We start from the raw sequence: 26,548 nt of genomic DNA, 5'->3' as shown, positions 1-26,548 counted from the left end.
GCGGCCCGGTGGTCCATCCTGTTCACGGCCTCCGACAACCGGATCCGCCACCCATCCAGGTCTACCCGCAGGCCCTGACAATCAAGCTCCGGGGTCCGGAAACCAGCTCCGGGCCGGAGTTATCCCCAATATCCACAGCTTTTCCACAGAGAGACGTGGGAGGCGGCGCGAAGGGCCCCGAAAACCGAACCAGGGGACCCTGTTTCGACTGTGGAGAACAGGTACCCCGCTACGCTAGCCGCCACGGCGCCACCCGCAAAGCCAGCATGCCGCAGGCCCTGTGGATAACCTGTGCAGTATGCGGCATAGCTTGTGCACAGCCTGTGGGGAACTCTGTGGATACAAAACTTTTTTGGCCCGCTTTCAGCGTCTGACCTGCGGAAACATGAGGGCTTGCTTGTGGAGTAAATATTTCCTCCAAGGAATTTCATCCACAGGCGCTGAAGGGGATGTGCAGCGGCAGGAGGGCTGCAGGGTCCCTGGAGCGTCCCTCTCCGCAGGCCCGTGGTGCTCCTCATATTCCGTGCCGGAAGTTTGACTGCCGCGCGCCCGGCCCTGTATGCGCACACGTGAATATTGCTGTGGATAAACCCAATCTGGATTAAGCTCTACGTATGGGCGATCTCCTGCTGGTGCTGTTGCCGGCGATAGCTTTAGTGGCGCTCATCTGGGGCATTGCCACCGCACTGCGGCCGCGTGATGCGGGAACGTCGGAAGCCGACAAATACCAGCGCGAGCTTGCCGAGCGCTCGGCACGCCATTACGCAGCCCAGGTCCAGGCTGCCACCGCTGCCAGGGCCCGCCTGGCGGCGGCTACCCACCCCAGCCAGAACGCCCAGCAGCACAACCAGCAGCAGGAATATATCCGGGCGGGTGGCCAGCAAAGCAACCACACCTGGCAACGGCCAGGAAGTACAAAGAACGGCTCATGAAAATGGAATCCCTTGTGGCCCCGGTCCTCATCCTGCTCGCGGTGATTGCGGGGGTCCTGGTGGCATACAGCGCCGCCCGCAGGCGCAAAGCAGCGCGCGGCGCCGCCCCGTCCCAGCCCGCCGCCACACCCCAGGAACTGGCCCGGACAGCTGCCGGGCGCCTGACGGAGGAACAGCACCGGCGGATCTACGCCCTGATCGCACAGGGCCAGGCCATGGCCGCCATCAAGCTCTACTACGAGGTCACCGGTGAAGGGCTGCGGGCGTCACGCGATGCGGTGGGCGCGTTGGCGGCCCACCCCCAGCCCTACGTGGGCAAGGAGCCCGCACAGGTCATCGAAGAGGACGACGACGAGCCGCAGCGGTTCCCGTACCGTTACCGGGCGATCGCCAGCAAAGGCGACGTGACCCGGGAAGTGAGCAGCAACATGCTCAATGACGAGATCTACGGAAGGATCCGCACGCTGGCCCGGAGCGGCGACACCGAGGCGGCGGCCACGGCGCTGACGCGGCACTCCGATATCTCGCTCAAGCAGGCACGGGAATTCATCGCGCTGCTGGACGACTAGCGGGATCCGGAAATACCGGCCAGCAGCTGCTCGAACGGAAGGGATTCCAGCGGGGCGGACTTCCGGCCCGGCTGAAGCCCCTCCAGCAGGCGGGTGAACTCCCCGGCAGCACGTTCGATCCGGTCCGCGAGGGATGCCCCGCCTTCCTCGGCGGTTCCCCAGTCCTGGGGCCCAGCGAAGACGCCGGTGGCCGCAATGCGCGTCCGAAGGTAGCTGAACAGGGGCCGAAGAGCGTAGTCCAGGACCATCTGGTGCCGGTCCGTTCCACCGGTGGCGCCCAGCAGGACGGCCTTGCCATCCAGCGACTTGGGATCCAGGACGTCGATGAAGGACTTGAAGAGGCCACTGTAGGAGGCGCTGAAGACCGGGGTCACGGCGATGATTCCGTCCGATGCCTCCACACCCGCGATGACGTCCGCCAGCCTCGGGGCGGCGTAGCCGGTGACGAAGTTGTTGGCGATGTCCACCGCAAGGTCGCGGAGCTCGACGACGTCCACGGCCACCTGGTAGCCGCCCGCCTCAAGCTGCCTCGCGGCGGCCGCTGAAAGCTGGTCGGCCAGCAGCCGGCTCGATGAGGGGACGCCAAGTCCTGCGGAGAGGACGGTGATGCGGCGGGTTTCCATGGCATTCTCCTGGTGCTCGTTCAAATCATCATACATGCGTTTGCATCTATACCGTTGAACTGCCGCAGGTGGCGGAGTATTCCCGGAGGTTCTGCGGGACCCTGATCAGAGCAGGACGGTTCCCTGGATGCACGTGGTCGATTCGCCGCCCACCCAGATGTCCCCGCCCTCAGCGCTCACATGGATGCGCCCGGCCCGGCCCAGCACGGTCCCCTGCGAGGCCACGTACTGCTCCGGCGCCCTGCCGGTTCCCATCAGCCATTGGGCTGCACCGGCATTGAAGCTGCCGGTGACGGGGTCCTCCGCCATCGCGTCACCGGGCAGGAACGTGCGCACCTCAAAGTCGGCGCCGGCGCCGGGAGCGTGCGGCCCTATGACGCCGATCTTCAGGTCGCCCATGGCTGCGTGGTTCGGTTCCAGGGCCAGCACCTGCCCGGCGGACTCCAGCAGGACACCGATCCATTCCGGCCCGTTCACCAGCCAGCACGCGTCGACGATGTCGCCGGGGGCCACGCGCAGCGCCGCTGCCAGCTGCCGGCGGACGGGCTCCTCCACGGGGCCGGATCGCGTCAGGGGCGGCGCGGCAAAGCCAGCCTCCCGCCGTCGCGCTTGATCCGGACAAGCCCCGCCGCGCATTCCTGCACCACGCAGCCGTCGGACTTCGGCACCCCTCCGCTTTCCAGCCAGGTATGGGCAGAGCCCAGAGTCGGGTGGCCCGCAAACGGGAACTCCTCGCTCCCGGTGAAAATCCTGACCCGGTAATCGGCGCGGGGATCCCGGGGAGGCAACAGGAAGGTGGTTTCCGAGAGGTTGGTCCAGTTGGCGAAGTGCTGCATGGTCGCCGCGTCCAGGCCTTGGGCATCAAGCACGACGGCGAGCGGATTGCCACGGTAGGCCAGGCCGGCGAAAACATCCACTTGGTGGAAGGGGCGGGGGCGGGGGTTCGGGTTCACCGGAGCAGGCTACCACCGCACAAACGAAAGACCCCCGCCGCCGGAGTCCGGCGACGGGGGTCGTGACGTGGAGTGGGGAAATTACTTTCCTGCCACCACGTCCAGTTCGATCACAGCGGCAACGTCAGCGTGGAGGCGGACGTTGGCCTGGTAGGAACCGACCGACTTGATGTGTGCGGGCAGTTCAACCTTGCGCTTGTCGATCTTGCCAAGGCCAGCGGCCTCAACAGCGTCGGCGACGTCGCCCTGCTTGACGGTGCCGAACAGGCGGCCGGACTCGCCGGCCTTGACGACGAGCTTGACCGGCTTGGCGGACAGTGCAGCGGCCTGCTTCTGAGCATCTTCCAGGGAAGCGTGCTCGCGGGCGGCGCGGGCAGCCTTGATGGACTCAACCTGCTTCTCGCCACCCTTCGACCAGGTCAGGGCGAAGTTGCGGGGCAGCAGGTAGTTACGTGCGTAACCGTCCTTGACCTCGACAACATCGCCGGCAGCACCGAGACCGGTGACTTCGTGGGTCAGAATGAGCTTTGCCATGTTAGTTAATCCCTTCCTTAGCCGCGGCCAGCGCCGGAGTAAGGCAGCAGAGCAACTTCGCGGGCGTTCTTGATTGCCTGGGCGATCTTGCGCTGTTCCTGCACCGTGACGCCAGTGACGCGACGGGCGCGGATCTTTCCGCGGTCGGAGATGAACTTGCGCAGCAATGCTACGTCCTTGTAGTCGATGACAGTGATGTCAGCGGCCTTCAAGGGGTTGGACTTTGGTTTGGGCTTACGGAGTTCAGCCTTAGCCATCGTGGAGCTCCTATTCTAGGGAGCCCGTGGATATTGATCCACGGGATGGTGGTGGTCCGACGGCGGCAGTGCCTTGGGTGCGTGGCGCACCCGGGCAGTCCCGGCGCCGGGCCGTTATTTGGGTTTTAGAAGGGAGGTTCGGAATCGGGGCCGTTGCCCCAGCCGCCTGCGTTGGAGACACCGGGCGTAGCCCAGGGATCGTCCTGTGCAGCCTGCTGGTTGCCGCCGCCCCAACCTCCACCGGAGTTGCCGCCCTGGTTTCCACCAGAGTTGCCTCCTCCGAAGCCACCGCCGCTGTTGCCGCCGCCGAAGCCGCCGCCACCCTGTCCGCCGGAGCGCTGGGTGCGGTTGACCTTGGCATTGGCGTAGCGCAGGCTGGGGCCGATTTCGTCGACCTCAAGCTCGATAACGGTGCGCTTTTCGCCTTCTTTTGTTTCGTAGGAACGGCTCTTCAGGCGGCCGGTCACGATGACGCGCATGCCCTTGGTCAGGGATTCGGCGACGTTCTCGGCTGCTTCACGCCATACGGCAGCGCGGAGGAACAGGGTTTCCCCGTCCTTCCACTCGTTGGACTGGCGATCAAAGGTGCGGGGGGTGGAAGCGATGGTGAAGTTCGCTACTGCCGAACCTGACGGTGTGAACCGCAATTCCGGGTCATTGGTGAGGTTACCGATGACCGTAATGGTGGTCTCGCCTGCCATCTACTGCCTCCTTGTTCGATCCTGGGTGAAGAGTGCGTTTCCTGCGGGGTAAAGAATGAAGACGGTGCTGAATTACTCAGCAACAACCTTCTGCTCTTCGGGGCGGGTGATCTTGGTGCGCATGATGGTCTCGTTAAGAGACAGCTGGCGGTCAAGTTCCTTGGCGGTCTCCGGCTTGGCGGTGAAGTTCACCACGGCGTAGATACCTTCGGACTTCTTCTTGATGTCGTAAGCCAGACGGCGACGGCCCCAGATGTCAACCTTTTCGATGGTTCCACCATCGTTGGTGATGACGTTCAGGAACTTCTGAAGCGACGGCTCAACGGTACGCTCTTCGACCTCGGGGTCGATGATTACCATCAATTCGTAAGGACGCATATGTGAACCCACCTCCTTTGGGCTAAGCGGTTACGGCATTTCCGTAACAGGAGGTTCATTTGCGATTCCGTGCAATGCCTTGCCGCCGGAACGGAGGCAGGACGCAGCACAGACTTCAATATCTTAGTGCATTTGGACCCGATAGGCGATTCGCGCTTGACCCAAGGCTAGCCCCGGTGGAGGTGGGCAGCAGCCGCAGGTTCAGCCATGTGGAAAACCCTGCCGTCACTGGCGCCCATACCAATGCACTTTGCCGACAGGGGAGCGCCACGCCAACGCAGTGAGGTCCGTTACCTAATTGTGATTCGCAGACCCTTTTCGTGTACGGTCGTCCGGGGCCGCCCCCAGCCGGCTCCAGTCCCGGATGCCGCCCAACTCTGCCGCGTCTGTGATTATCACCAGATTCCAGGCAGAGGCGGGGGACCCAAGCGTCCCGGGCACGGCCACGCGCCTGCCCTTGGGGTGAAGCCGCAGCACGCGGCCGAATGCCCTCATTCGAACCCGACAGCTAACTCCGCAGGCGACGAGAGGTAGCATCCCCATGCCCGCACCCCGCAAAGGCAGCGCCAAACGAGCGCACCGTTATCAAAATGAGACAGATCACGCCCGGACATCCCCGGCCTTCAAGTCCGGTGCTCCGGCCCGGGCGCGCCGCCGCTGGCCCCTTGCCGCCGGTCTTGCCGCAGCACTCCTCGGAGCAGGTTCCCTTGGCCTGGGCCTGACCCACGGTGACGGAACCGCTGACGTGGCGCGGGTGGCGAGTGCAGAGGATGCCGGCAGCGCCGCACCCACCCAAACTCCGGACATTCCGGTCCCCGCTCCAACACCAGTCCCGGCAGTCGAGGCCGATCCTGCCGCCGCTCCTTCGCCGGCAGAGGCACCGGCACCTGCCCCCGCAGCAGTACCGGCACCCGCTGCCCCTGCCCCTCCCTCCGAAGCACCCATCGCTGTGGCGCCGGCGGCGGCACAGCTGGCCAGCACCGGGACGCCTGCGCCCGCCGGGGTCCCGGGGAACTGGACCATGACCTTCGCCGACGAGTTCAACGGGGCCGGACTGGACACCGCGAAGTGGTCCGGCTGCTGGTTCTCCCCCGGTTGCGGAACCATGAACAAGGTCTCCACCAGCCCGGCGAACGTCTCCGTGGCCAACGGGAACCTGGCCCTGGGGCTCAGCTCATCCACCTCCGGCGGACTGGTATCCACCAACCCGAAGGGCGGGGCGGGGACCGGCTTCCAGTTCACCACCGGCTACGTCGAGGCCAGGATCAAGTTCCCGGGCAACGCCAACGGCCTCTACAACTGGCCTGCCTTCTGGACCACCGGACAGTCGTGGCCGGCCACCGGCGAGAATGACATCGCCGAGGTCCTGCAGGCCAAGATGACCGTGAACTACCACTCCGGTTCCGGCTCCCACAACCAGGGCGGCGTGGGCAGCAACTGGGCCAACGAGTACCACACCTTTGGTCTGCACCGGATGGCAAACTCCTCGGACGTGTACTTCGACGGCGTCAAGGTCAAGTCCTACCCCACCGACGACGGAAATGCCCCGCAGTACATCGTGCTGAATGTCGGCGCCTCCTCCACGAACCCGGCCTACGGCGCGCCGTCCCAGATGATGGTGGACTACGTGCGCGCCTGGCAGTAGCAGGCCACGCACCCAGGTGAAAGGGCGACGGCGGGACCTCCCGCCGTCGCCCTTTTTCGGCTTCCCTCAAGGTTGCCTAAAGCAACCCTCCGGGCACGATGTGATCCAGTACACTCTTGCAATGAAGCTCCTGTACGTGACGGAAAGCGTGCCCAACCGGGATCCGGAACTGGGGGATGGAAGCTCGATGATCCCGTACGAAGTGATCCTGCACCTCCCCCCTGGCGTTGCCGTCACGCTGCTGACTTTCTCGGGTCCTGTTCCGGTTCCGGCAGAGATCAGGAACCGCTGCGATACCGTGTACGAACTGGCCCCGCGCGAGGAACTTTCGGCCTTTGCCCGCTCCATGGGCGGCCTCACCGGACTGGGAAAACACCGGCGGTCCACCCCCTCCGCCCGCGCCGCCGCGGCCCGGTTGTCCGCAAGTCGGGACGCCACCCTGATCCATGGCCCCCATGCCCTCTTCCTGTCCCACTGCGTCACCGGTCCCCTGGTGCTGCAGACAGTGGACCCCTGGTCCATCCGGGCCGGCATGGACACCGCCATCGCCCGTACCTTCCGGCCCGCCTACCGGCTGCGCGAACAATTGGCCGCCCGCGCTGAACGGCAGCTGCCCCCCCGGGCCAGGCTCCTGACCGTCGGAGCCCAGGACGCAGCGGCCTGGTCCGCCACGCTGGGCAGGCCGGTCACGAGCATCCCCAACGGCACGGCGGTGGCCACCGGTCCCCGCCGGGAGCGGAAAGCCCCCGTGGTGTGCTTCGCAGGCAGCCTGAACTACGCGCCGAACGTGGACAGCGCCACGGTACTGGTCAACAGGATCGCGCCGCTGGTGTGGCGGAAGGTCCCGGACGCCCGCTTCGTCATCGCAGGGCGGCGCCCCACACCGGCGGTTCAGGCGCTGGCCGGACCCCGGGTGGATATCCTGGCCAACGTGCCTTCCATCCTGGATGTGTTCCAGGGCGCGGATGTGGCGGTTTTCCCGGACGAACACGGCGTGGGTATCCGGAACTCCGTCCTGGAGGCCCTCGCCGCGGGGCTGCCCGTGGTGGCCACGCCGGTGGCCGCGAGGGAACTTCCCGCACATCCGCTGCTGGCCGTTCGGGACAGCCAGGACACCCTTGTCCGCGAGGTGGTGGAGCACCTCACCGCCCCCAAGCAACCGCCCGGGCCTTCCCACGGCGCGGCCGGAACGGCCGCCGCAGGCGCAGTCCGCACCTGGGACACCGTGGCAGGCGAATACCTGGCGGAAGTCCGTGCGGCCGTGGCCGGTTCATCCCCGGCGGGGGAGCTTACCCGGACGAACAGGCAACCATGACGTACGCGCCGGGGGAACTGGAGCGCAAGGGAGTCCGCGGAGCCCTGTGGCAGGGGCTGGCCTTCGCCTCGGGCAGGGTGATCGTGCTGGTGACCACGGTGGTCCTGGCACGGCTGCTCTCACCTGAGGAATACGGCCTCGTCGCCTTGGCGCTGGTGCTGATGGCCTACGCCGAGACCATCGCCGATGCCGGGGTGGGCCAGGCGTTGGTCTACCTGCCCAAGACACCGGTCATCGCCAGGTCGGCGCTGCTGCTTTCCGTTGCCCTGGGCGCAGTGCTGGCCGTGGCGGCCCTGCTCGCTGCTGACGCGGTGGAGGACCTCCTTGGGCTGGACGGCGTGGCCCCGCTGATGCAGGTCCTTGGCGTTTCGGTGCTTGCCACGGCCTGCGGTGCCGTCCCGGAAGCCATCATGCGCCGGGACCTGAAGTTCAGGCAGCTCACGGCGGCTCCGGTACTGCGCGCCGCAACCATGGGAACGGTGACCCTCTACCTGGCCTTCACCGGCCACGGCGCCTGGTCACTCGCCGTCGGAACGGCTGCCGGGTCGGTGGCCTATGCCGCCACCTGCTGGTTCCTGGTCCGCCGCGAGGCGCCCTGGCAAATCTGGCGCGTGAGCAAAAGCGCCATCGGGGAAAATGTCCGCTTCGGCGCCCCCGTCGCTGGCAGCACCATGCTTGCCCGGGCGATCTTCGACGTCGACTACCTGGTCATCGGCATTGTGCTGGGCGCACACGCCTTGGGTCTCTACACCCTCGCCTTCCGGCTGCCGGAGGCCCTGATCCTGAACGTGTTCTTTGTGCTGTCCACCGTCCTGTTCCCCCTGTACACGCAGGTCCGGGGCGACCGGCAGCGGCTGCGGGACGGCTACCTGAAGAGTGTCACCGTGCAGGCGCTCTACGGCATCACGGCAGGTGTGGGCCTGGCCGTGGTGGCGCCCGTCCTGGTCCCGGTCCTTTTCGGGCAGCAATGGGAGGAGTCGGTGACCCCGCTGGTATTCCTGGCCCTGTACGCGGCCGCCCGCTCCCTGGGCGCCGGTGCCAATGACGTCTACAAGGCGATGGGCCGGCCCGGTCTTTCCATCTGGATCTCCGTGGTCCGCCTGGTGGTCCTCCTCCCGGCCCTGGTCTTTGCCACCCAGTGGGGCATCGTGGGGGTCGCCTGCGCCCAGATGGTGGTGGCCGTGGTCTTCGCGTTCGGCATGCAGGCAGTAGCCGCCAAGGTCATGGGGACAAGGATGCGCCGGATGATGCGGGCCGCCACTCCGGGCCTGGTGTGCGGCGCCGCGGTGGGCCTGGTGGGCCTGGTCAACCTGGCACGGCATGCCCTTGGACCGGTCCCCACGCTGGCTGTCATGGTGGTGGCCGGAGTGGGCGCGGTGTACGCGGTGCTGCGGTTCGGCTACCGGGACCTGCACGACGAGATCCTGGGCCTTTTCCGGCGCAACCACGAAAACCCGGGAGCGGCGGAAAGCCGGACCTCCTAGCGGGTGGCCGCCCTACGCGGCTTCCACAACATGGCGCCACAACCAGAAGTCCCTGTCCGCCTGGAGGGCGGCCCGGACTTTCCCGTTTCCCTGCGTCGGATCAGCCTCCGCCTCCTGCGCCAGCCGGTCGGCGAGCGTGGCGGTGGACCGCGCCCACGTGGCGATGACCAGCAGCGGGAGGAGTGAGAGGTCCACTCCCCTCATGCCAAGGTGGCGGGAAAGCGGCTCCAGCGCCCAGCCGCCCTTGCCGAAGGCTTTGTCAAAGGCCGCCATCTGGGCCTCCCGGGCGAACGCCTGTTCACTGGATTCGCTCAAGTACTGGAGGTAGAACACCAGGTCGTGCCCGGGCACTCCATCCGTGAGCGACCGTTCCCAGTCCATGACCTGCAGGGCGCCGCCGGGTTTAACAAGGAGGTTCGGATGGCTCAGGTCGCCGTGTTCGATGACCGCGGGCAGTTGCGAGCGGCGCAGCGGGGCAAGGAGTTCGTGCGTGCGCCCAACGAGTTCGTTCGTCCGGGCATCCGGGCCGGCCAATCCTTCCAGGGCCGCCAACGGCGCGGCAACGGCGCGCTGGTACCAGTCCACGTTGCCGGCGGCGGGCTGCGTGCAGGGAAGTGCCCCCACGAACGCGGCCCCGGTGGCGACGGCGGCAGGAAGGTCCGCTGCCACCGTCCTGGGATCGAGCGGCAGGCCGGTCAGCGCGGTTTCGACCAGCACCGTGTACGGCCCCACGTCCCGGATTCCCACCAACCGTGGAACACCGGCGCCTGAGTCGCGGACGGCGGCGGAGAGCTGGGCCAGCATGGCCGCCTCACGGCGGACGCCGCTGTTGTCCCCGGGCTGCCGCGGCACCTTCACCACCAGGGCCGGTTCGCTGTGCCGGGAGGGGAACACCAGGGCCACCACGTGCCGGGAGGTTGCGAACCGCGGGGTCAGCAGCAGCGTCTCCCATTGTTTGCCCAGGCCGTACTGGTCCAGGGAGAACTCGTCGAAGTGGTCCCGCAGGAACTGGTCTATGAAGCTCATTGCGCCGCATTCCTCTCCGGAAGCCGCCCGGTGACGGTGCCCTCGGGGACCAGGAGGTCGAAGACGTGCAGTGCCAAGGCCATGTGCACCGCAGCCGCTTTGAGGGCCCCGAAGCGCACATCCTTGCGCAGGGCCAGGGTGTCCCGGATGGATACGCCGGACCGCACCGGAACCAGCCGGGCTGTCCGCTCCCGGTTGGGGGCGTTCCAGTACAAGGCAACGTCCTGGTACCCCCGGCGTTCCAGCGTCCGTTTCCACCCTCGCAGCGTCCGGGGTCCGGAACGCCGGAGCAGGGACCGGCTGGCCTCCACGCAGATCCAGCCTCCCGGTTCCAGCGCCAAGCCTGCGCTTTCGATCTGGCCGGGGCCCGGCGAGGCCAGCAGCACCACGTCGCACGTCCGGCCGCCAGGCCCGGTGTCCGGCTCGTCCAGCCGCACAGCCTGCGGGTCCAGCAGGCGCAGCGCCGATTCTGTTTCCGCACTCACCCTTCCGGCGAAGCCCAGGGTGCGCGGCTGCAGGACCGGAAGCAGGAACCGCCAGTCAAGGAGCCGCCACAGGTGCAGGGACAGGGCCTCGCCGGCGACGGTTTCCGCCGCGGCCGGGCTCTGGGAAGTGGGGCCGACGGCGGCGGTGCGGTGCGGGGCGCGTCCTGCGGTGGTTGCCCTCCCGGCAGCCGGGGAGCACGTGTCCCAGATGATGCCGGTAGCCACGCGCTGCACGGCCTCCACCGGCTGGGCCGCATCAACCACCCGGCTGCCGGGGAGCCGGCCCGCCAGCTGGAGGTAGTCGTTCCGCCAGGACTCCAGGAGCTCCGGGCTGTGTTCACCTTTCCGCTCGAACATCACCGCGCCGGGAACATCAAGCACCAGGAGCACGTCCGGGGCAGGGATGACGGCCAGGGCCAGGGCGTTGCTGATCCGCGCCAGGGGACCGCCGCCGGGGCCGGCCAGCAGCGCGTCGTACGCCACGCGGTCCATCAGCACCACCTTGCCCATGCGGCGGTAGAACCTGGCCAGGATCCCGCCACGGACCAGCCGGTACACCTTCTTGGCCGTCCTTCCGCCCGGAATCCGGTTGAGCACAGCATCAAAAGGCCCCGCGCCCCACAGGCCCATATATACGTATTTGGTGGGCAGCGGCACGTCGGCGTGGAGTCCGTTCAGCAGGGTGGTCTTTCCCGCTCCGTCCGGAGCCATGACGCCCAGCAAGGGAGTATGCCCCCGGAGCCGGGCGCCCGAGCGCCTCAGTGTCCGTCTGACCGCTTCCATGAACGCAGGGTTCGCCCCGCCGCTCCAGGACGCCCTCATCCGGGAGCCCATGGCGGGAGCATCCTCGAACCGGCCGGCGAGGACCAGGTTCAACATGTCGGTTGCCAGCCCCGCACCCACCCTGCGCCGGACCGACTCCGCAATCCTGCCGCCGTCGGCCGCCACCTTGGCAGCCGCCCGCGCAGCCTCCTGCCGCGCCGGCGTGATTCCTCCCTTGTCAATGAACAGATGCAGCAGCAGCAGCCAGGCCTGGTCCGCGGCGTCGGGCATCCAGTAGGAGCCATGCCGGATCCTGCGGCGCAGGCAGCGGGGCGCCCACGGGGTACGCCACTGCTGGCAGGAGCCGAATGCCAGGTCGGAGACGACGTCAAGCTTGATCCAGGCTCCGTCGCCGGGTGAGTAGCTGAAGTAGAACCTGTGGCTGCCGTGTCCCCATGCAAGGACCCTGCAGAACCCTGCTGCCGCCATCACGTCGTCGAGCCGGGAAAGGAGGTGCTTGTCCACGAGGATGTCCACGTCCCCCGCAGGCAGGGCCAGATCGTCCTCGCCGCGGAGCAGGAGCCACGGCAACCCGGTCCCGTCGAGGGTGTCGAAGACCGCTGCCACCCGGGGGTGGATCTGTTGCCTTCCGGCGACTTCGGGCTCCGTCAGGGCACCCGGGTGACCCAGCTCTTCGGGAACCGGAAGGTCACTGGTGATTTCCATGGTGCAATCCCCCAAATCGTCCTAAACCGCGGTCGCGGCACTTGGTTCGTTCACGGCGTGTAGGCATACTGGGCCACCCAATCAACCTGCAGGTGCCCTGCCGTGCCGGCGGCCGGAAAGGTTGCTTTGGCGTCATCGGCGGTCTCCGCCTGAAGGGTCCAGCGCATGGGCGTGTTCGGCACACCCTTGGGTTTGGTTGTCTGGTCCACCAGCCCGCCGTCCAGGAACCACCGGACCAGGCCGGGGCTCCATTCGATGGTGGCAACATGCCACTGGCCTGCGCGGGAGTCCGAGTACTTCTTGTCGGCGGGGTCGAACTCCATCCCGTCGGTGGTGCGGGTCCCTTTGATGGCGGAGTTCCCGTAGAGAGATCCGTCCAGGGCTCCTTCCGGCCAGTCGATCTCCCCTTCGTTCCAGTCGTCGCTGGCCGGCCAGAGAAGGAACGCGATCTTGTAGCCCGGGGTGGAGTCGTACCGGAACCTCACCGAGTACCTTCCGTACGTCTGGCCCGTATAGCCGAACGGAATGACGCTGGCCACCCGCGGCCTGCTGTCCGAGTAGTGCAGGTAGAAATCGAGGTAGCCGTCATGGACCGAAAGGACATCGTCGGGCGTGTACGTGCCAAAGCCCGACGAGTCGGAAAAACCGGAATATCCACGCATGTCCGGCCCGTACACCTGGCCCACGGCCCCCAGCGGGGCCGGGACGTCGAAGTCCTGGACCATGGTCTGCCGCCAGGACGGCAGATCCCCTTTCGGGGCCCCGGTAACCTTCGAGGAATCCGCGTGCAGGGCCAGCAGCGCCGCCCCGACGATGGACAACGACGTTACCGTGACGAGCGACAACTGGTACACCCGTCCGCTACTTTCCCCAGTCAGCACGTGAAACCTCGTAGATCCGCACCGACTTGTTCTCAAACACCAGCTCGGTGCCCCTGGCCACGTTCAGGTCATGCTCGAGCGGGACCAGGACATCCTTGGGGAACTGGCGTGGAACGCCGGTGGAGGTACGCTGCTGCAGGTCCGATACCACCACGAAGACCCGGTCCGAGGGGCGCAGCCTGGCTGCTGCCCGGGTCTTGTCCACGTAGGCCAGCATGTCATCCCCCGTGAACGGCTGGGCGGTGTTGTGCAGCTTCGACGCAACCGAAACAAGCTGCCCGGTGCGGAGGTAGAAGGCGTAGTGCGAGCCGACCAGCAGCGGCAGATGGTAGTTCGTTTCCACCACTGCGTCGCCCCGGCGGACGTTGGAGTCGAGCCAGCGGCTGGCCGATACGTCTGCGGCCGGTACCCGGACGTTGGCTTCATTCTGGAAGTACACGGCCGTGAACAGCACTGCCATGACCGAGATGGCCGAGGTTGCGCCTACGACGGCCTTCCTGCCCGGGAGTTTCCCGGACCAGAAGAGCCAGGCCGCGCCGATGGCGAGCCACGGAAGGGCGAACATGAAGACGCGGAGCCTGCCCTCGCCGCCGTAGGACGTGCCGAAGAGGCCAATGATGGGGGTTGCCGCAAGCGTTCCCACGATCAGGGTGGTGCGGACGTTGCCCCGGAGGATGTTGCGGATGAACCCCAACCCCGCAAGCAGGGCGGTGAACAGGGACAAAGCCAGTGCTTCGCGTGCCAGCCACCGTCCGGAGAGGAGGGACGGTCCCGGTGCGCCGCTGGAGGCTTTGTAGCCGGCGTTGGCGAGGAAATCGAAGCCGTTGAGCAGGCCGTACTTGTCCTTGACGAACTCGGCGTTGGGAAGGAGGTAGAGAAGGGCCATCAGGAGCAGCGCGGGCGCTACCCAGGCCGGCTTGAAGTAGCGGGCCAGGAAGAGGGGGAAGAGCCCCAGGATGGCCAGGTACGGGGTCAGCTGGTGGCTCATCACAATCATTGCCTGCAGGACCAGGACTGCGGCGATGGCCAGCGCCTGCTGGCGGCCGCTGTAGGTCTTGACCTCCTCCGGCTCGGGGGCCTCTTTTGAGAAACGGCCGGACAGCCGCTCCTCAAGCCTGAGCACCCAGGGGGCCGGGTTGCCGCGAAGGTAGGTGAGGATCAGCAGGCACATTGTCAGGTGCAGCGTGTAGGCGAAGGCCTGCGGCGAGTAATAGTTTTGGTTCAGCCAGTTGGAGAGGGCGAAAACCAGCGCACTCGTCCAGTAGATCCGCGGGTTCTTTGTCAGGGCCCGGGCGATGGCAAGCACCAGGGCGACGTTTATCAGCGCGAATACCGGCTCGGCCCATCCGGCGTAGGCCATGGCGTCCTTGTAGCCGCTGGATTCACCCAGGAACGCGCTGAACAGGAAGAAGCCGGGCCAGCGGTTGTAGATGTCGATGTCCGGGTCGAACTGGCCGGTGGTCTGGATCAGGTCCGTGACGGCTATGTGCTTGTAGGTCCAAGGCAGCCGCGGGACGTTGGCCAGCAGCCCGGCGGAAGAATAAAGGATGACCACCAGGCCCGTGATCGAGGCACCGGTAAGCCACCCGGAGTGCTCGCCCTGCCGGACGATGCTCCAGATGCAGAGTGCCACCACGAGGGCCAGCGCCACATACCAGGTGACAGGGAAGGCGGCGAGCAGGCCGAGGTCGCCGAGGTGGGGGTTTGTGAGCCCTAATGTAGCGGCCCACGTGACCATGGCGGCCAGGAGAACCAGCCAGGGTGCATAGGTTTTGAGCTCCGGACGTGGCAGCCGGGTTGCGGCAACCCGGGGGCTGGGTGGCCCCGGCACCAGGAGGGCGGCCGCGGAGGCCAGCATGATGCCGACGGCGGCGGGCCGGGGATTCCAGAGCTGGAGCCACCCCATGACGGCGGCGGCCAGGGCAAGTGCCGTGGCGCCGGCGACGACGGTGAAGATCAGGCGGGCCACCGGGTCCACATTCCGGACCCACCGCACCAGTGCCCAGCCCGGAATGAGGAGGCACACCAGGAGTTTGGCGCCCGCAATGGACTCGCCCCCGACGTCGAACAGGATCAGGACCGCCGTCACGGCACCGAGCAGTGCCAGGACGTAATCGGAATACCCTGGCCTGCGCCGGCGTGAAGGGCGGGAGTTCATCGGGCCGGACACGTCACCCCTGATGAGAAGCGCCATACTGTTTCAACTCCTGGATTGCTTGCCGCCGGTGGAGCGACCCTCCGCCAACGGCCCCGACTGTGGACTGTTGTCTTAGCTGCCCGCGGCAGCCCTGCGCGATTGCAGATATTTGTAGGGGCCCAGGGCCACAGCCAGAAGCTGCAGCCAGACGAGCCGGTCGACCTGGGCCTCCAGCGAACTGTGGATCGGCGGCCCCTGGAGCGCCGGCTGGCCGGCCTGTTGGCGCCGGTTCAGGAACTCGAGTCCAACGCCCCAGCTCCTGGCCAGGGCCAGCCTCGCGGTATGGGGGTCCATCATCACCTTCGTCATCCAGGCCCCGAGGCCGTTGCCGTAGCCCCGCGCCTGTACCCGCAGGTCTTCGAGGCCGTCCCGGTGTCGGTGCCAGACAATGGCGGCCGGCTGGACCACCAAAGCGTGCCCCGCGAGGATGACCCGGGTGAACATGTCGATGTCTTCGCCGCCGCCCGTGGGAGTTCCCACCCCCAGGGCGGGATCGAACCCGCCGAGGCGGAGTGCCGGCTGGCGCCGGAGGGCGAAATTGGCCCCCGTACCGAAAGCACCGGGGCTGAACGGGAACTTGGGGAGCGCCGCGGGCGGGTTGGCGAGCGAGTAGACCTGCGGAACCAGGCTCCGTGACCAGCTGACCTTCGAATCGAAATAGCCCTGGGTGGGCGTGCGGAGCTCTCCCGCGGGAACCAGCCCCGTAACGCATGCAGCCCCGGGAACGGCTTCGAAGGCGGCGGCGATCTCCCGCAGCCAGGACCTGTCCACCACCACGTCGTCATCGGTGAAGGCTACGACGTCTCCCCTGGCGTGCCGAAGGCCGGTGTTCCTGGCGTGGGAGAGGCCCGGAACGGGTTCGGTCACCAGCCGCACCCGCTGGTCCCTGAACTCGCGCCGGACCAGTTCTTCAGTGGCCTGCGTGGCGGGGGCGTTGTCCACCACCACCACGTCAAAGTGCGGGTAGTCCAGGGCAAGGATGGTCAGCAGCGCACCCCGCAACTGCAGGGTGCGGTCCCTGGTGCACACCACCACCGTGATGTGCGGGGTGGTCACCGCCGGCGCGAACGATGCGACTGGCGGCAGGGCCGCCAGGGCGTCCTCGAAGACAGTCCGATCCACGATTCCCGCCGGCGACGGCACGTCGACAAATCCCCGCACAGCCCCCGACGCACGCACCAGCAGCCGTGCCCGCTCGTATCCAGCATGGTTCTCCAGTTCAAAGCGCGAACAGTCCGCGAGGTCTTCCAGGTCCACCGACCCGATCCACCGCGCCCCCGGCCACGCCGGCGGCAACAGCGACTCCATGGCGGGCACCAGGATCAGCGCCTCGCCCTGGAGATCCTCAAGCACCTGGCCGGCACCTTCGCTCATTGCACTTCCCTCCACTGTGCGCCGGCCGGGACCAGGACCACGTCCTCTTCCTCCGGGCCCGTCCAATGCTGAAGCCGGCGCCCCTGGAAGTACCCGGCCGCGGTGCAGGCCAGGACCGCGATGACCGCGCCGGCACGGCCCAGCCCGTCGGGACTGCCATCGCGCCCCCACGACTTCAGGCCGGTGAACACGGCGCGCGGGAGCACGCTGCGGACGTAGCGGCGTTCCGGGCCGAGTGCCCGTTTGTGGCCCACCAACTGGCTGACCTGGGCTTTGGACAATCCCTCGGCCCAGGACCGGGACATCATGTAGCGCCATGTCCCACGGGATGCGGGAACATGATGGTGTACCAGCGCCGCGGGTTCATAGACGATCCGCGAACCCGGCAAACCCATCCGGGAGCGGATGCAGATTTCGGTCTCCTCGCATCCCAGTGGCAGCGTGCCTTTGCGGCCCAGCGACTGGTTGAAGCCGCCCACCTGGCGCAGCACCTCAAGCCGGAAGGACATGTTGGCGCCGATCACGTTGCGGACTTCCGAAGCGACGCGGGGCAGGCCGCGATGGCTGCAGCCCACAATCCAGTCCAGTTCCTCCGCGAAGTACCCCGGGCGGCCGGATTCCCACAGCGGGACCACCTTCCCGCCCACACCCAGGACATCCGGATCGTCGTACAGCGCAACCAGGCGTTCGAGCCAGTCCGGCGCCGCCTCGGCGTCGTCATCAAGGAAGGCGACGATGTCCGATTCGGCGAGCCCCACGCCCGTGTTGCGGGCCCCTGACAACCCGGGCAGGCCTTCGCTCTCAACCACCGTGACGTCGTCGACGATCTCGATGAGCCGCTCGTAGAGGTCCTCGTTGTGGTCGATGACCACCAGCACCTGGTCCGGGGCAAGCGTCTGGTTGCGGACTGATTCGATGACGTCGAGCAGCATTCCCCACCGCTCGGAGGTATACGCGCAGATCACCACTGTCACGGACAGTGGCTTGATGCGGTCAAGCATGCCGGCTCACCGCCGCGACGAGGGTGTCATGCTGTTTTACGGCCGGGGCGAGGACGCTGTGCGGATCCACCGGAAGCCGTGGGAAGTGGACGTTGGAGTAGGTGTACTTCACGCGGCGGAGCGCCTCCGGGCGGGCACCTGCCGTGGGTGCCTCCCACAGGGTGCATTCCCGGGCCAGCGTGTGCAGCACCCGCCACCCGTCGCGGAACGTCTGGAGGTTGGATGCTCCCGAAATCCGGTCGAGCTCAAGGCTGGGAACCTCGGCGATCCTCAGCCCGCCCTTGGCGGCCCTGACGATAAGTTCCGTCTCGATCTCGAAGCCGTCCGACTGCAGCTCCAGCACCTGCAGGCATTCCCGGCGGAAGGCGATGTACCCGTAGCAAAGGTCCGAGTAGTTGCTGTGCAGTACAGCATTAGCGAGTCCGGTCAGCGCCCGGTTGCCGGCCTTCCGCAGCCGGGTCAGGTCTTCCGACCCGCCGCCGGTGACGTGCCGGGAGCCCTTCACGAAATCAAAATCGTGCTGGAGGGGTGCAACGAACCAACCAATCTCCTGGGGGTCCATGCTCCCGTCCGCGTCCAGCATCACGATGATGTCCCCCTTGGCGGCGTTGAAGCCGGCGCGGAGGGCCACACCCTTCCCTTTGCGGGTTTCATTGACCACCACCACGTCCGGGCGGAGGGCCTTGGCCACTTCAACAGTCTTGTCCTGCGAGCGGCCGTCGACGATGATCACCTCATCGACGTAAGAGGGCATCCGGCGGAGAACCCAGGGGAGGTTCTTTTCCTCGTTCAGGGTGGGAATGACCACGCTGATTGAGGCTTGTGGAAATAAATGTCCCGGCTCGGAAAAGAGAGCTGGAAGTTGGGGGGAAATCGACAATTGCCTCACCACTTCATGACAGTTCGGATTCTTGACAAGGCCGCCGGCCGTTATGGCGGTGGCACTAACGCTTCATCCGGTCATGGTCTGGTCGCTGACCCCCCAGCAAACCGTCGCCAATCCTCTGGCCGTTCCGGAAGACTACCCCCTACCTAATGCGGGTATCACGAGTAGTAGGTACTCACTTTTTACCTGGGGTTTACCCCCTGTTAGGCAAGTAAAGGGCTTGGGGGAGGCCGAAAAGATTAGGTATAGGGGGAACCGGGTGCCGGGAAAACGTTAGGTAGGGGGATGGGAGAAACCCCTATTTAGGTATGGCACTTGCATTGCCCCAGCTCCTGTCCGGGCATACGCTTCTCGGTACTTGGGGGCTGAGAGCTCTTTGTGACTGGGCCAAACGGGCAGACGTTCCCCGAATTCTTCCTATGCCCCAGGAGTTCCCTTATGAAGCTCAGACGCAGACACTTTTTCAGCCGGACAGGCCAGGCCCTTGCCGTTGCAATGGTTCTGGCGGCCTCCATCCTCGGTTTGCCCGGTACGGCCTTAGCGGATCCCGTCTATGGCACGCAGAGCATTGCGTATTCAGGGGTGTCCAATCCGCCGACGTCGGACAAGCCGCAAAGCAAGCTGTGGTGGAATGACGGATCGTGGTGGGCCGACATGTGGAAGTCCGGCACCGGATGGAGCATCTACCGGCTGGACCGGGCCTCCAACAGCTGGGTGGACACCGGGGTGGTCAATGACACCAGGGGAAGCACCTTGGCGGACACCATGTGGGACGGGTCCCACCTCTACATTGCCTCCCACGTGGTGACCATCACCGGCGATGGAACACCCAAGCCGTCACTTTCCAACTCCTCGGCCAAGCTCTACCGGTACAGCTACGCCGGCGGCAAATACACGCTCGACAGCGGATTCCCCACCACCATCACCAACAATTCCAGTGAATCCATGACGATCGATAAGGACACCACCGGCCGGGTCTGGGCGACCTGGACGCAGGTGGCCGGAAACTCGACGTCGGGATACACCAACACCGTGTACATGAACGCCGCCACCAACAGCGGCGCCTCCTGGGGGACCCCCTTCGTCCTTCCCGTCAGCAACCCGAACCCCGCTCCGGATGACATCTCCGCGGTGGTGGCCTTCGGCAACGGGCAAGTAGGTGTCATGTGGAGTGACCACAAGGCCGACACCGTCTGGTGGGCCACGCACAAGGATTCAGATGCTGCCAACTCCTCCTGGAAACTGCAGCCGGCCCTGCGCGGCAACGGCCAGTCCGATGACCACCTGAACCTCAAGACGCTGCAGGCGGACACCACCGGCCGGGTCTTCGCGGCGGTCAAGACGAGCCTGAACGACATCTCCAGCGACAAGACGCTGCCGCAGCTGATCCTCCTGGTCTTCAAGCCCGGTACCGGAGCATTCACGCAGTCCACGATTGCCAAGACCGGCGACTGCGTCTCGCGGCCGCAAATCATCCTGGACACCCAGAACAACCTGGTGCGGGCGTTCCACACGGCACCGCCAACGTCGGTTTCCGGCTGTGCCTACTCCGGCGTCGCGGGAAGCATCTATGAGAAGACCGCGTCCATGGACAATCCCGTCTTCGGTTCCGGCCGCGGCACGCCCATCATGCAGGCAGCGTCGTCGTCGAACATCAATGACGTGACCACCAGCAAGCAGAGCGTGAACAACACCACCGGACTGGTGGTCATGGCCAGCGACAACGTGGCAAAGCGCTACTGGTTCTCGGACCGGTCGCTCGGCGGCACCCCGCCGCCCGCAGGCCAGGCTCCGGTAGCGTCATTCACCGCCAACCCGACGTCGGGTGCCGCGCCCCTGAATGTGGCCTTTACTGATACGTCCACCAATGCACCCACCTCGTGGGCATGGACCTTCGGCGACGGCGGCACGTCCACAGCACAGAACCCCAGCCACTCGTACACGACGGCCGGGACCTACACCGCCAAACTCACGGCGACCAATGCCACGGGATCGTCGTCGGCGACGGCCACCATCACCGTCGGCTCGGCACCACCGCCGGCAACCGGCGGCATTACCGTGGTGAGTTCCAGCACCTCCAACTCCGGGACTGCCGTGACCACTGCGTCATTGACGGTTCCTGCCGGTACCGCGGCGGGTGACGTCCTGGTCGCCTCCATCACCACGGACCTCAACCCGAACCTGACCGCCCCTGCCGGCTGGACGGCAATGGTCAATGCAAAATCCATCAACAGCACCTCGACCTCCGGTGCACGGGCGTTCGCGTACTACAAGGTGGTGGGTGCCTCGGATCCGGGAACGTACAGCTGGACGCTCAGTTCGGCGGCCAAGTGGGGTGGCGGCATCACCGCCTACCGCGGCGTCAACAACACCACGCCCCTGGACAGCCCGGTGGTGACCGCCGCTGACACCAGCTACTCGGCCACCAGCATCACGGTGGGCAGCATCACCACGGCCAGCAACGGCGCGATGCTGATTGGCGGGGTGGCCTGCGACTGCAGCGCACCCGTGGTCACCGCCCCGTCGGGCTGGACCGAACGCTGGGAGGCAGCGGCTGGGCAGATCGCGGAGCAGGCGGACAAACCGCAGGCAACGGCGGGGGCCAGCGGAACGGCCACGTGGACCCTGAGTGCCGCACGGGCTGTTGCCGCCTGGCGGACCGCCCTCAAGCCGGCGGCCTAGTGGAACCCATAACTGAATAGACAACTGAATGAATAACTGAACAAGGAGCGGCTCCGGCCCGCCGGCATGGCGGACCGGGGCCTATCCCCTTCTAAACACGGGAATTCGAAGTTATTTGCAATACCGCCGTTTGTGCCGCGACTTTAGTGGTCATCCGTGTCCGGCTAAAAATGAAAGTCTTCGCAAAGTCTTCCTGCCACCATTTCAAAAAATTGCCGTTCAGCATCCGCTTTGTGGGAGGAATTCCGCGCGTCAATCTTGAATTAAAGCTACAGGCGGGCCACAAAACCCAGCCCCTGAACGGGCTCCAACCGGCTTCCATGTTCCCCGCACCGGGAAAGGGCAGTACGGAACAATGCGGCAGCGGCTGCCGTGCGGGGCCGCCCAGTTGGCAAACTCCGACCTGCGTCCGGGCATTGAACCTATCCAGGGCGTACGCGAGAGAGCATAGCCCTCCTGTTCCGGCTTGGCGAGGGACTTTCGTCCCGGGTCGTGGTCCTGAATAACTGGACTGCAATCTTGAGCAAGTCGGAGATGAAATCTTGATGGAATTCAGCAGGTAACAAGCTGGTGCCAATGTTCGTTTCGGCACTATATTCGCATTGTCGGCTCAACCCGCGCTGGGGAGCGTGGGTCGGCATCGAATTGGTCAGTTCAAGAATGCGGTCTCCTTCTTCGACGAATGGGGACACCATGGCGCTTATCGGGCGGAGCAAAGAACTGGACCGCGTGCTTTCCGTGGTCCGGGGGCCCAAGGAAAGCACTCTGGCAGTCATCGGCCGGAAGGGCACGGGCAAGTCCGCACTCTTGTCCGAGATTCCCACCCTGGCGGATTACCGTACTGTGTTCCTGACCGCCAGCGCCGCTGAATCCGATTGGCCTCTGTCCGGGTTGACTGCCCTCCTGAACGGCATGGACGATCCCGTCCTGAACCGGATCGCAGATGAACTCCTCCGGGACACGGCCGGTGCCTTGAGCGTCCCCGCCGTGTCCAGCATGCTGCTCGAGGGCCTGCACCAGCGCTCGTCATCACGGACCATCATCGTGATTGATGACGCAGACCAACTGGATCCCGGCAGCCAGGCAGTCCTTGGGTTCCTCGCGCGGCGCCTGGCCGGCACGGACATCGTCCTGTTCGTCAGTTTGCGGGAGGATCTCCCGGAGGGCCCCTTCAGCGGCCTTCCCGGCCTGCTGCTCGCTCCGCTGAGCTACAGCGACACAGTGCGGATGCTGGAAAGCGTGCCCACGAAACGGACCACGACGGCGGCCGCCCACGCGGTTGCCGCAGCCACGTGCGGCAACCCGCTTGCCGCCGTCGAACTCTATGACCGGCTCATTGAACGTCATGCTGAGGGCAAGTACGCGCTGCCCGTCCCGCTGCCCTCCAGCGGCAGCTTTGACGCAGAGTACGCGGCGCTGGTGGGCTCGCTGACACCTGGCGCGCGGAACGTCCTGGACCTGCTTGCGCTGTCCTGCCGCAGCGACATCTCCACCATCGAGAAGATTGACCGCGACGTGTGGACAAGTGTGGATGAACTGCTGACCGCGGGACTGGTCAAACGGACCGGGCCACACCTGGGCATCGGCGACCAATTGCTCCGCGGTTACGTGTTCTCCGCCATGACACCCGCGGTCCGCACCGCCAACCACCGCGCCCTTGCAGAAGCAGCCGCCGACACGGACCCCTATGCCCGGCGCTGGCACCTCAGCTTTACGGCCCTGGAGCGCCAGACGCCTTTCCAGCTGCTCCGCCATGCCGTGGACCTGATCCGGGGCGGGGAGGTTTCCTTTGCCGTGGAGTACATCGAGCGCGCCCTCACCGTCAATCCGTGGGAAGCGGAGACGGCGGCCCGGCTCACGAGCGTGGCCGAACTGCTGTTCAACCGCGGTGAATTCGTGTATGCGCGGCGCTACCTGGAATGGGCGCAGCGGGTAACGCGCAATCCCGCCCTGATCCTGCGGCTGACCGGCTTGTCATTCGAGATCCAGTTTGCCCAGGGAGCCTCCGTCCGCTCGAGCATGGTGTTGCGCCTCGTCAAGGAATTCGGACAGCACGATCCGGCCTATGCCGCCAGCCTGCTGGCCATCGGGGCCCTCTACTATGCCGAGCGGTGGGAGCTGAAGGACGCCGCCGAGCTTCTCCACTTCGCCGGCGGATTCCAGGGGTCGGCGTCCGCCCAGTGCCTGGCCCTGGCCGACCGGGCCAAGGTCCTGATCGAATCCGTCAGCGGTGACACCGCAAACCTTGGGCGAAAGTACGATCAAACCGGGGCCACCCGCACAGCCGGCATCCTGGTGCAGGGGCGCGCGCTCACGTACGCGGAGCACTACGAGAGTGCCCATGAAGCGTTTGCCATGCTCCGCAGCTCCGCCGAGCCAGCCCACATCAACTGGCGGGAAACCGCAGCCCTCATGGCGGTGGACAACGAAATCCGGGCGGGGAATGTGCGCGCTGCCGTCAAGCTGATCGATGACCTTGAGCTTTCCGAGCCTGAAATCAAATACCACCGCGGGATGCGGTACTACTTCCGGGTGTGGCGCGCCTACGCCCTGGGCGATGCTGCACGGGCCCAGGTCTGCGCGGTCGAAGCCCAGCGCTACGCAGGGGCCGAAAGCCACCCGGCCATCATGGCCCAACTTGCTGCCTGCCAGGGCCACTTCGCCCTCCTGCGCGGGGACTTGGCAGAGTCTGTTGCCCAGTTGTCCCGGGCCGCCGAGATCGGCATGAAGTTTGGCAGCCCCACCCTGCTGCGCTGTGAGGCCGACCTGGTGGAGGTATTGATCCGCCTGAACCGGCACCGTGAAGCCACCCAGGCACTCCTGCGCCTTGAAAGCCGCTCCGTGGGTCTGCGCTCCCCCTGGCTGATGATGGTGGTGGCCCGCAGCCGCGCGATGCTGGCGGACGGCGAGCGGTCACTGCAGCTCTTCTGCCAGGCACTGGAGGGCAGGAACGGTCACACGCTTGAGCGGGCCAGGACGCTGATGTGCTACGCGGAGCGGCTGCATGCCTTTGGCCGGCTGCGGGAGGCGCGTGATGCGCTCCTGCGGGCGAAGGTGATGTTCGATGAGGCCGGCGCAGACGCATGGACCCAGCATGTGGATGCCCTCCTGCTGGACGAACGCGTGGAGCCCGTCCACCCGCAGGGCAATCCGGCCATGCTGATGCTCGCAGACCATGAGCGGGTCCTCGCGAAAATGGTGGCCCGGGGCATGCGCAACAAGGAGATCGCCGGGACGTTGTATGTGTCCGTGCGTACGGTCGAAGTGCGCCTCACGGCGATCTACCGCAAGCTCGGTGTCGAGTCCCGGGCACAGCTGACGGCACTCGCCACGGATAAGGGCTCGGCGGCCACGGAGCCGTACGTCCTGCCTGTTTTGTAGGAAAACCCCTGGATTTGCGGTAACCGCAGTTTCCACAGCCTTCCCCTGCAAGAGCCACAAAGGCCTTGCCCATCCCCTCAATACCCGGCCGTCTGCGGCTAACTTTGCTTCACGGCCAGAGGACAGGCGGCTACGCCGGAAAGGGTGACCATGGCAGAAATACCAGTAGCCAGGACCCGGCGCGCAGCGTTCGACTGGCCTGTTTCCCCCGCTGCTGCACAGCGGGCGGGAACAGGGCAGCAGGCGGCAGGGGAAAGCGCAGGAACCCGCTTTCCCCTGCCGTCGGCGGCCCGAACCTCCTTGGCAGTGAAAGTCCGGACCAGGAAGGCAACCGCGGCCTGGATTTCCACGCATATCAATCTTCTGAGGTGCACGGACGCCGCAGTGGTGATGGCCGCCGCCTACGCCGGCTTCCTCCTTTCGGAAGCAGGATTTTCGCCGGAGGGACCCAGGGACGGCGGAGCGGCTGCCGCGGCCGCGGCATTGACCGTTGCCTGGTTGGGCGCACTTGAGCTCTACCACAGCAGGGACCTCAAGGTGCTGGGCATCGGGGCCGATGAGTACAAGCGCGTGGCCTCGGCGACACTGCACATCTTCGGCCTCATGGCCCTCGCCGCGGTGGTGTTCTCCATCCACGGCGCCAGCGCGTTCGTGACCGTGTCCCTCCCGCTGGGCCTGGCGGCCCTGACGGTGAACCGCCACCTGTTCCGCCGCCGGCTCACCGCCGAGAAGGCAAAAGGCCGCCACCTCTCGCGCGCCGTAGTGGTGGGCGAACCGGAAGATGTCCGCTATGTGGTTCAGCAGGTCCGCAAGTCGGGAGCTGTATACGAGATCCTGGGCGCATGCCTTCCCGGGGCACGGCGGGGAGCCGGCCTGCGGGTGGAAGACGAAACAGTGCCCGTGCTCTCCTCCACGGACGCCATTGCCAGGACAGTCCGCCTGGTCCAGGCGGACTCTGTGATCATCGCCGGTCCCCTCCCGGGCGGCAACAAGTTCATCCGTGAACTGGGCTGGAAACTCGAGGAATCGTCCACCGAGCTGATTCTCGCGGCAACCCTGACCAACGTGGCCGGGCCCCGCGTCCACTGGCGGCCCGTAGACGGCCTGCCATTGATGCACGTGGACATTCCGCAATACACCGGAGCGAAGCACGCCTTGAAGCGGGTCATTGATGTCACGGCTGCGCTTGCTGCCCTCCTGGTGCTCTCACCCGTGCTCCTGCTGATCGCCTTGATCGTCCGGCTGGACAGCCCTGGTCCCGTGCTCTTCCGCCAGGACCGGATCGGCAAGGACGGCCAGGTCTTCGGAATGTTCAAGTTCCGCTCCATGGTGGTCGACGCCGAGGCGAGGCTGGCGGCCCTGAACCAGCAGAACCAGGGCGCCGGGGTGCTTTTCAAGATGAAGGACGACCCCAGGGTCACGAGCTGCGGACGCTGGATGCGGAAGTACTCACTGGACGAACTCCCCCAGCTCTGGAACGTGGTGCTGGGCGACATGAGCATGGTGGGGCCCCGGCCCCCGCTGGACCGTGAGGTCAGCGGCTATGAACGCCACACCCGCCGCCGGCTCCTGATCAAGCCGGGCATCACCGGACTGTGGCAGATCAACGGCCGCTCGGACCTCCCCTGGGAGGAAGCGGTCCGGCTGGACCTCTACTACGTCGAAAACTGGTCCCTCGCGGGCGACCTGCTGATTCTTTGGCGGACGTTCCGGGCTGTAGTCCGGCCATCGGGCGCTTACTAGCAAATCCACAAAA

20 protein-coding genes, 1 pseudogene and 1 riboswitch are annotated in these 26,548 nt (G+C 66.1%); of the genes and pseudogenes, 8 read left to right on the top strand and 13 right to left on the bottom strand.

Going from position 1 to position 26,548, the window contains the following annotated elements:
* The first annotated feature begins 614 nt into the window (after positions 1–614).
* Positions 615–932 carry a hypothetical protein gene (locus BACI349Y_RS00515; protein ID WP_159629494.1) on the top strand — a complete coding sequence of 106 codons (318 nt, stop codon included), beginning with the start codon at positions 615–617 and terminating at the stop codon, positions 930–932.
* A gap of 2 nt (positions 933–934) precedes the next feature.
* Entirely contained in the window at positions 935–1,501 is a 567-nt protein-coding gene (locus tag BACI349Y_RS00510) for a hypothetical protein (RefSeq protein WP_159634979.1), read from the top strand.
* Here BACI349Y_RS00510 and BACI349Y_RS00505 read toward each other — a convergent pair.
* The 6 genes and pseudogenes from BACI349Y_RS00505 to rpsF all read right to left on the bottom strand — a co-directional run bounded on the left by BACI349Y_RS00505 (position 1,498) and on the right by rpsF (position 4,947).
* Positions 1,498–2,124, bottom strand: coding sequence for an FMN reductase (locus BACI349Y_RS00505; protein WP_159634976.1), 627 nt, complete (start codon positions 2,122–2,124; stop codon positions 1,498–1,500). The two genes, BACI349Y_RS00510 and BACI349Y_RS00505, sit on opposite strands and share 4 nt — an antisense overlap.
* A 105-nt stretch (positions 2,125–2,229) precedes the next feature.
* A pseudogene (locus tag BACI349Y_RS00500) lies at positions 2,230–3,077 on the bottom strand (PhzF family phenazine biosynthesis protein).
* Between the two features lie 81 nt (positions 3,078–3,158).
* A complete protein-coding gene (gene rplI / locus BACI349Y_RS00495) occupies positions 3,159–3,611 on the bottom strand; it encodes a 50S ribosomal protein L9 (protein WP_018769834.1) in 453 nt (150 codons plus the stop codon).
* Between the two features lie 17 nt (positions 3,612–3,628).
* Positions 3,629–3,868: a 30S ribosomal protein S18 gene (rpsR, locus tag BACI349Y_RS00490; protein WP_003800144.1), complete on the bottom strand. Its 240-nt coding sequence runs from the start codon at positions 3,866–3,868 to the stop codon at positions 3,629–3,631.
* 125 nt (positions 3,869–3,993) lie between these two features.
* A complete protein-coding gene (locus tag BACI349Y_RS00485) occupies positions 3,994–4,569 on the bottom strand; it encodes a single-stranded DNA-binding protein (protein WP_141158852.1) in 576 nt (191 codons plus the stop codon).
* A 72-nt stretch (positions 4,570–4,641) separates the two neighbouring features.
* Entirely contained in the window at positions 4,642–4,947 is a 306-nt protein-coding gene (rpsF, locus tag BACI349Y_RS00480; RefSeq protein WP_015939036.1) for a 30S ribosomal protein S6, read from the bottom strand.
* A 386-nt stretch (positions 4,948–5,333) separates the two neighbouring features.
* A riboswitch (cyclic di-AMP (ydaO/yuaA leader) is annotated at positions 5,334–5,485 on the top strand.
* 3 nt (positions 5,486–5,488) lie between these two features.
* Here rpsF and BACI349Y_RS00475 point away from each other — a divergent pair.
* The 3 genes from BACI349Y_RS00475 (at position 5,489) to BACI349Y_RS00465 (ending at position 9,391) form a co-directional block, all read left to right on the top strand.
* The gene (locus tag BACI349Y_RS00475; protein ID WP_159629492.1) at positions 5,489–6,592 is read left to right on the top strand and encodes a glycoside hydrolase family 16 protein; all 1,104 of its coding nucleotides are present in this window, start codon (positions 5,489–5,491) and stop codon (positions 6,590–6,592) included.
* Between the two features lie 121 nt (positions 6,593–6,713).
* Positions 6,714–7,907: a glycosyltransferase gene (locus BACI349Y_RS00470; protein ID WP_159629490.1), complete on the top strand. Its 1,194-nt coding sequence runs from the start codon at positions 6,714–6,716 to the stop codon at positions 7,905–7,907.
* On the top strand, positions 7,904–9,391 hold the full coding sequence (locus BACI349Y_RS00465; RefSeq protein WP_159629489.1) for an oligosaccharide flippase family protein: 1,488 nt from the start codon (positions 7,904–7,906) through the stop codon (positions 9,389–9,391). The genes BACI349Y_RS00470 and BACI349Y_RS00465 overlap by 4 nt, the downstream gene beginning before the upstream one ends.
* 12 nt (positions 9,392–9,403) lie before the next feature.
* Here BACI349Y_RS00465 and BACI349Y_RS00460 read toward each other — a convergent pair whose 3' ends face one another.
* From BACI349Y_RS00460 to BACI349Y_RS00430, 7 genes are all read right to left on the bottom strand, one after another.
* Complete coding sequence (locus tag BACI349Y_RS00460) at positions 9,404–10,417, bottom strand: aminoglycoside phosphotransferase family protein (RefSeq protein WP_159629487.1); 1,014 nt, start codon at positions 10,415–10,417, stop codon at positions 9,404–9,406.
* Positions 10,414–12,390, bottom strand: a complete 1,977-nt coding sequence (locus BACI349Y_RS00455) for a dTMP kinase (RefSeq protein ID WP_159629485.1) — start codon at positions 12,388–12,390, stop codon at positions 10,414–10,416. Before BACI349Y_RS00455 ends, BACI349Y_RS00460 begins: the two co-directional genes overlap by 4 nt.
* Positions 12,391–12,440: 50 nt before the next feature.
* Complete coding sequence (locus tag BACI349Y_RS00450) at positions 12,441–13,244, bottom strand: glycoside hydrolase family 16 protein (RefSeq protein ID WP_159629483.1); 804 nt, start codon at positions 13,242–13,244, stop codon at positions 12,441–12,443.
* A 7-nt stretch (positions 13,245–13,251) separates the two neighbouring features.
* Positions 13,252–15,465 (bottom strand): hypothetical protein, encoded by a 2,214-nt coding sequence (locus BACI349Y_RS00445; RefSeq protein WP_159629481.1) that lies wholly within the window; start codon positions 15,463–15,465, stop codon positions 13,252–13,254.
* 75 nt (positions 15,466–15,540) lie between these two features.
* Positions 15,541–16,842: a glycosyltransferase gene (locus BACI349Y_RS00440; RefSeq protein WP_159629479.1), complete on the bottom strand. Its 1,302-nt coding sequence runs from the start codon at positions 16,840–16,842 to the stop codon at positions 15,541–15,543.
* Complete coding sequence (locus BACI349Y_RS00435; protein WP_201302369.1) at positions 16,839–17,843, bottom strand: glycosyltransferase family 2 protein; 1,005 nt, start codon at positions 17,841–17,843, stop codon at positions 16,839–16,841. The genes BACI349Y_RS00440 and BACI349Y_RS00435 overlap by 4 nt, the downstream gene beginning before the upstream one ends.
* A complete protein-coding gene (locus BACI349Y_RS00430; protein WP_236560671.1) occupies positions 17,836–18,651 on the bottom strand; it encodes a glycosyltransferase family 2 protein in 816 nt (271 codons plus the stop codon). The genes BACI349Y_RS00435 and BACI349Y_RS00430 overlap by 8 nt, the downstream gene beginning before the upstream one ends.
* Before the next feature lie 516 nt (positions 18,652–19,167).
* On the opposite strand from BACI349Y_RS00430, the gene BACI349Y_RS20430 reads away from it, so the two are divergent.
* From BACI349Y_RS20430 to BACI349Y_RS00415, 3 genes are all read left to right on the top strand, one after another.
* A complete protein-coding gene (locus tag BACI349Y_RS20430) occupies positions 19,168–21,411 on the top strand; it encodes a PKD domain-containing protein (protein WP_201302368.1) in 2,244 nt (747 codons plus the stop codon).
* Positions 21,412–22,104: 693 nt separating this feature from the next.
* Positions 22,105–24,792 (top strand): helix-turn-helix transcriptional regulator, encoded by a 2,688-nt coding sequence (locus tag BACI349Y_RS00420; RefSeq protein ID WP_159629477.1) that lies wholly within the window; start codon positions 22,105–22,107, stop codon positions 24,790–24,792.
* Positions 24,793–24,942: 150 nt separating this feature from the next.
* Entirely contained in the window at positions 24,943–26,535 is a 1,593-nt protein-coding gene (locus BACI349Y_RS00415; protein ID WP_159629475.1) for a sugar transferase, read from the top strand.
* The last annotated feature ends 13 nt before the right edge of the window (positions 26,536–26,548 follow it).

It is taken from the genome of Arthrobacter sp. 8AJ (assembly GCF_902506025.1).
Taxonomy (GTDB): domain Bacteria; phylum Actinomycetota; class Actinomycetes; order Actinomycetales; family Micrococcaceae; genus Arthrobacter.
This window is presented reverse-complemented; position numbering and strand designations above follow the sequence as displayed.

Bases quoted from the DNA above. Each gene is read 5' to 3' on its own strand.
- BACI349Y_RS00515 (WP_159629494.1), top strand. From the start codon at position 615: ATGGGCGATCTCCTGCTGGTGCTGTTGCCGGCGATAGCTTTAGTGGCG.
- BACI349Y_RS00510 (WP_159634979.1), top strand. From the start codon at position 935: ATGGAATCCCTTGTGGCCCCGGTCCTCATCCTGCTCGCGGTGATTGCG.
- BACI349Y_RS00505 (WP_159634976.1), bottom strand. From the start codon at position 2,124: ATGGAAACCCGCCGCATCACCGTCCTCTCCGCAGGACTTGGCGTCCCC.
- rplI (WP_018769834.1), bottom strand. From the start codon at position 3,611: ATGGCAAAGCTCATTCTGACCCACGAAGTCACCGGTCTCGGTGCTGCC.
- rpsR (WP_003800144.1), bottom strand. From the start codon at position 3,868: ATGGCTAAGGCTGAACTCCGTAAGCCCAAACCAAAGTCCAACCCCTTG.
- BACI349Y_RS00485 (WP_141158852.1), bottom strand. From the start codon at position 4,569: ATGGCAGGCGAGACCACCATTACGGTCATCGGTAACCTCACCAATGAC.
- rpsF (WP_015939036.1), bottom strand. From the start codon at position 4,947: ATGCGTCCTTACGAATTGATGGTAATCATCGACCCCGAGGTCGAAGAG.
- BACI349Y_RS00475 (WP_159629492.1), top strand. From the start codon at position 5,489: ATGCCCGCACCCCGCAAAGGCAGCGCCAAACGAGCGCACCGTTATCAA.
- BACI349Y_RS00470 (WP_159629490.1), top strand. From the start codon at position 6,714: ATGAAGCTCCTGTACGTGACGGAAAGCGTGCCCAACCGGGATCCGGAA.
- BACI349Y_RS00465 (WP_159629489.1), top strand. From the start codon at position 7,904: ATGACGTACGCGCCGGGGGAACTGGAGCGCAAGGGAGTCCGCGGAGCC.
- BACI349Y_RS00460 (WP_159629487.1), bottom strand. From the start codon at position 10,417: ATGAGCTTCATAGACCAGTTCCTGCGGGACCACTTCGACGAGTTCTCC.
- BACI349Y_RS00455 (WP_159629485.1), bottom strand. From the start codon at position 12,390: ATGGAAATCACCAGTGACCTTCCGGTTCCCGAAGAGCTGGGTCACCCG.
- BACI349Y_RS00445 (WP_159629481.1), bottom strand. From the start codon at position 15,465: ATGGCGCTTCTCATCAGGGGTGACGTGTCCGGCCCGATGAACTCCCGC.
- BACI349Y_RS00440 (WP_159629479.1), bottom strand. From the start codon at position 16,842: ATGAGCGAAGGTGCCGGCCAGGTGCTTGAGGATCTCCAGGGCGAGGCG.
- BACI349Y_RS00435 (WP_201302369.1), bottom strand. From the start codon at position 17,843: ATGCTTGACCGCATCAAGCCACTGTCCGTGACAGTGGTGATCTGCGCG.
- BACI349Y_RS20430 (WP_201302368.1), top strand. From the start codon at position 19,168: ATGAAGCTCAGACGCAGACACTTTTTCAGCCGGACAGGCCAGGCCCTT.
- BACI349Y_RS00420 (WP_159629477.1), top strand. From the start codon at position 22,105: ATGGCGCTTATCGGGCGGAGCAAAGAACTGGACCGCGTGCTTTCCGTG.
- BACI349Y_RS00415 (WP_159629475.1), top strand. From the start codon at position 24,943: ATGGCAGAAATACCAGTAGCCAGGACCCGGCGCGCAGCGTTCGACTGG.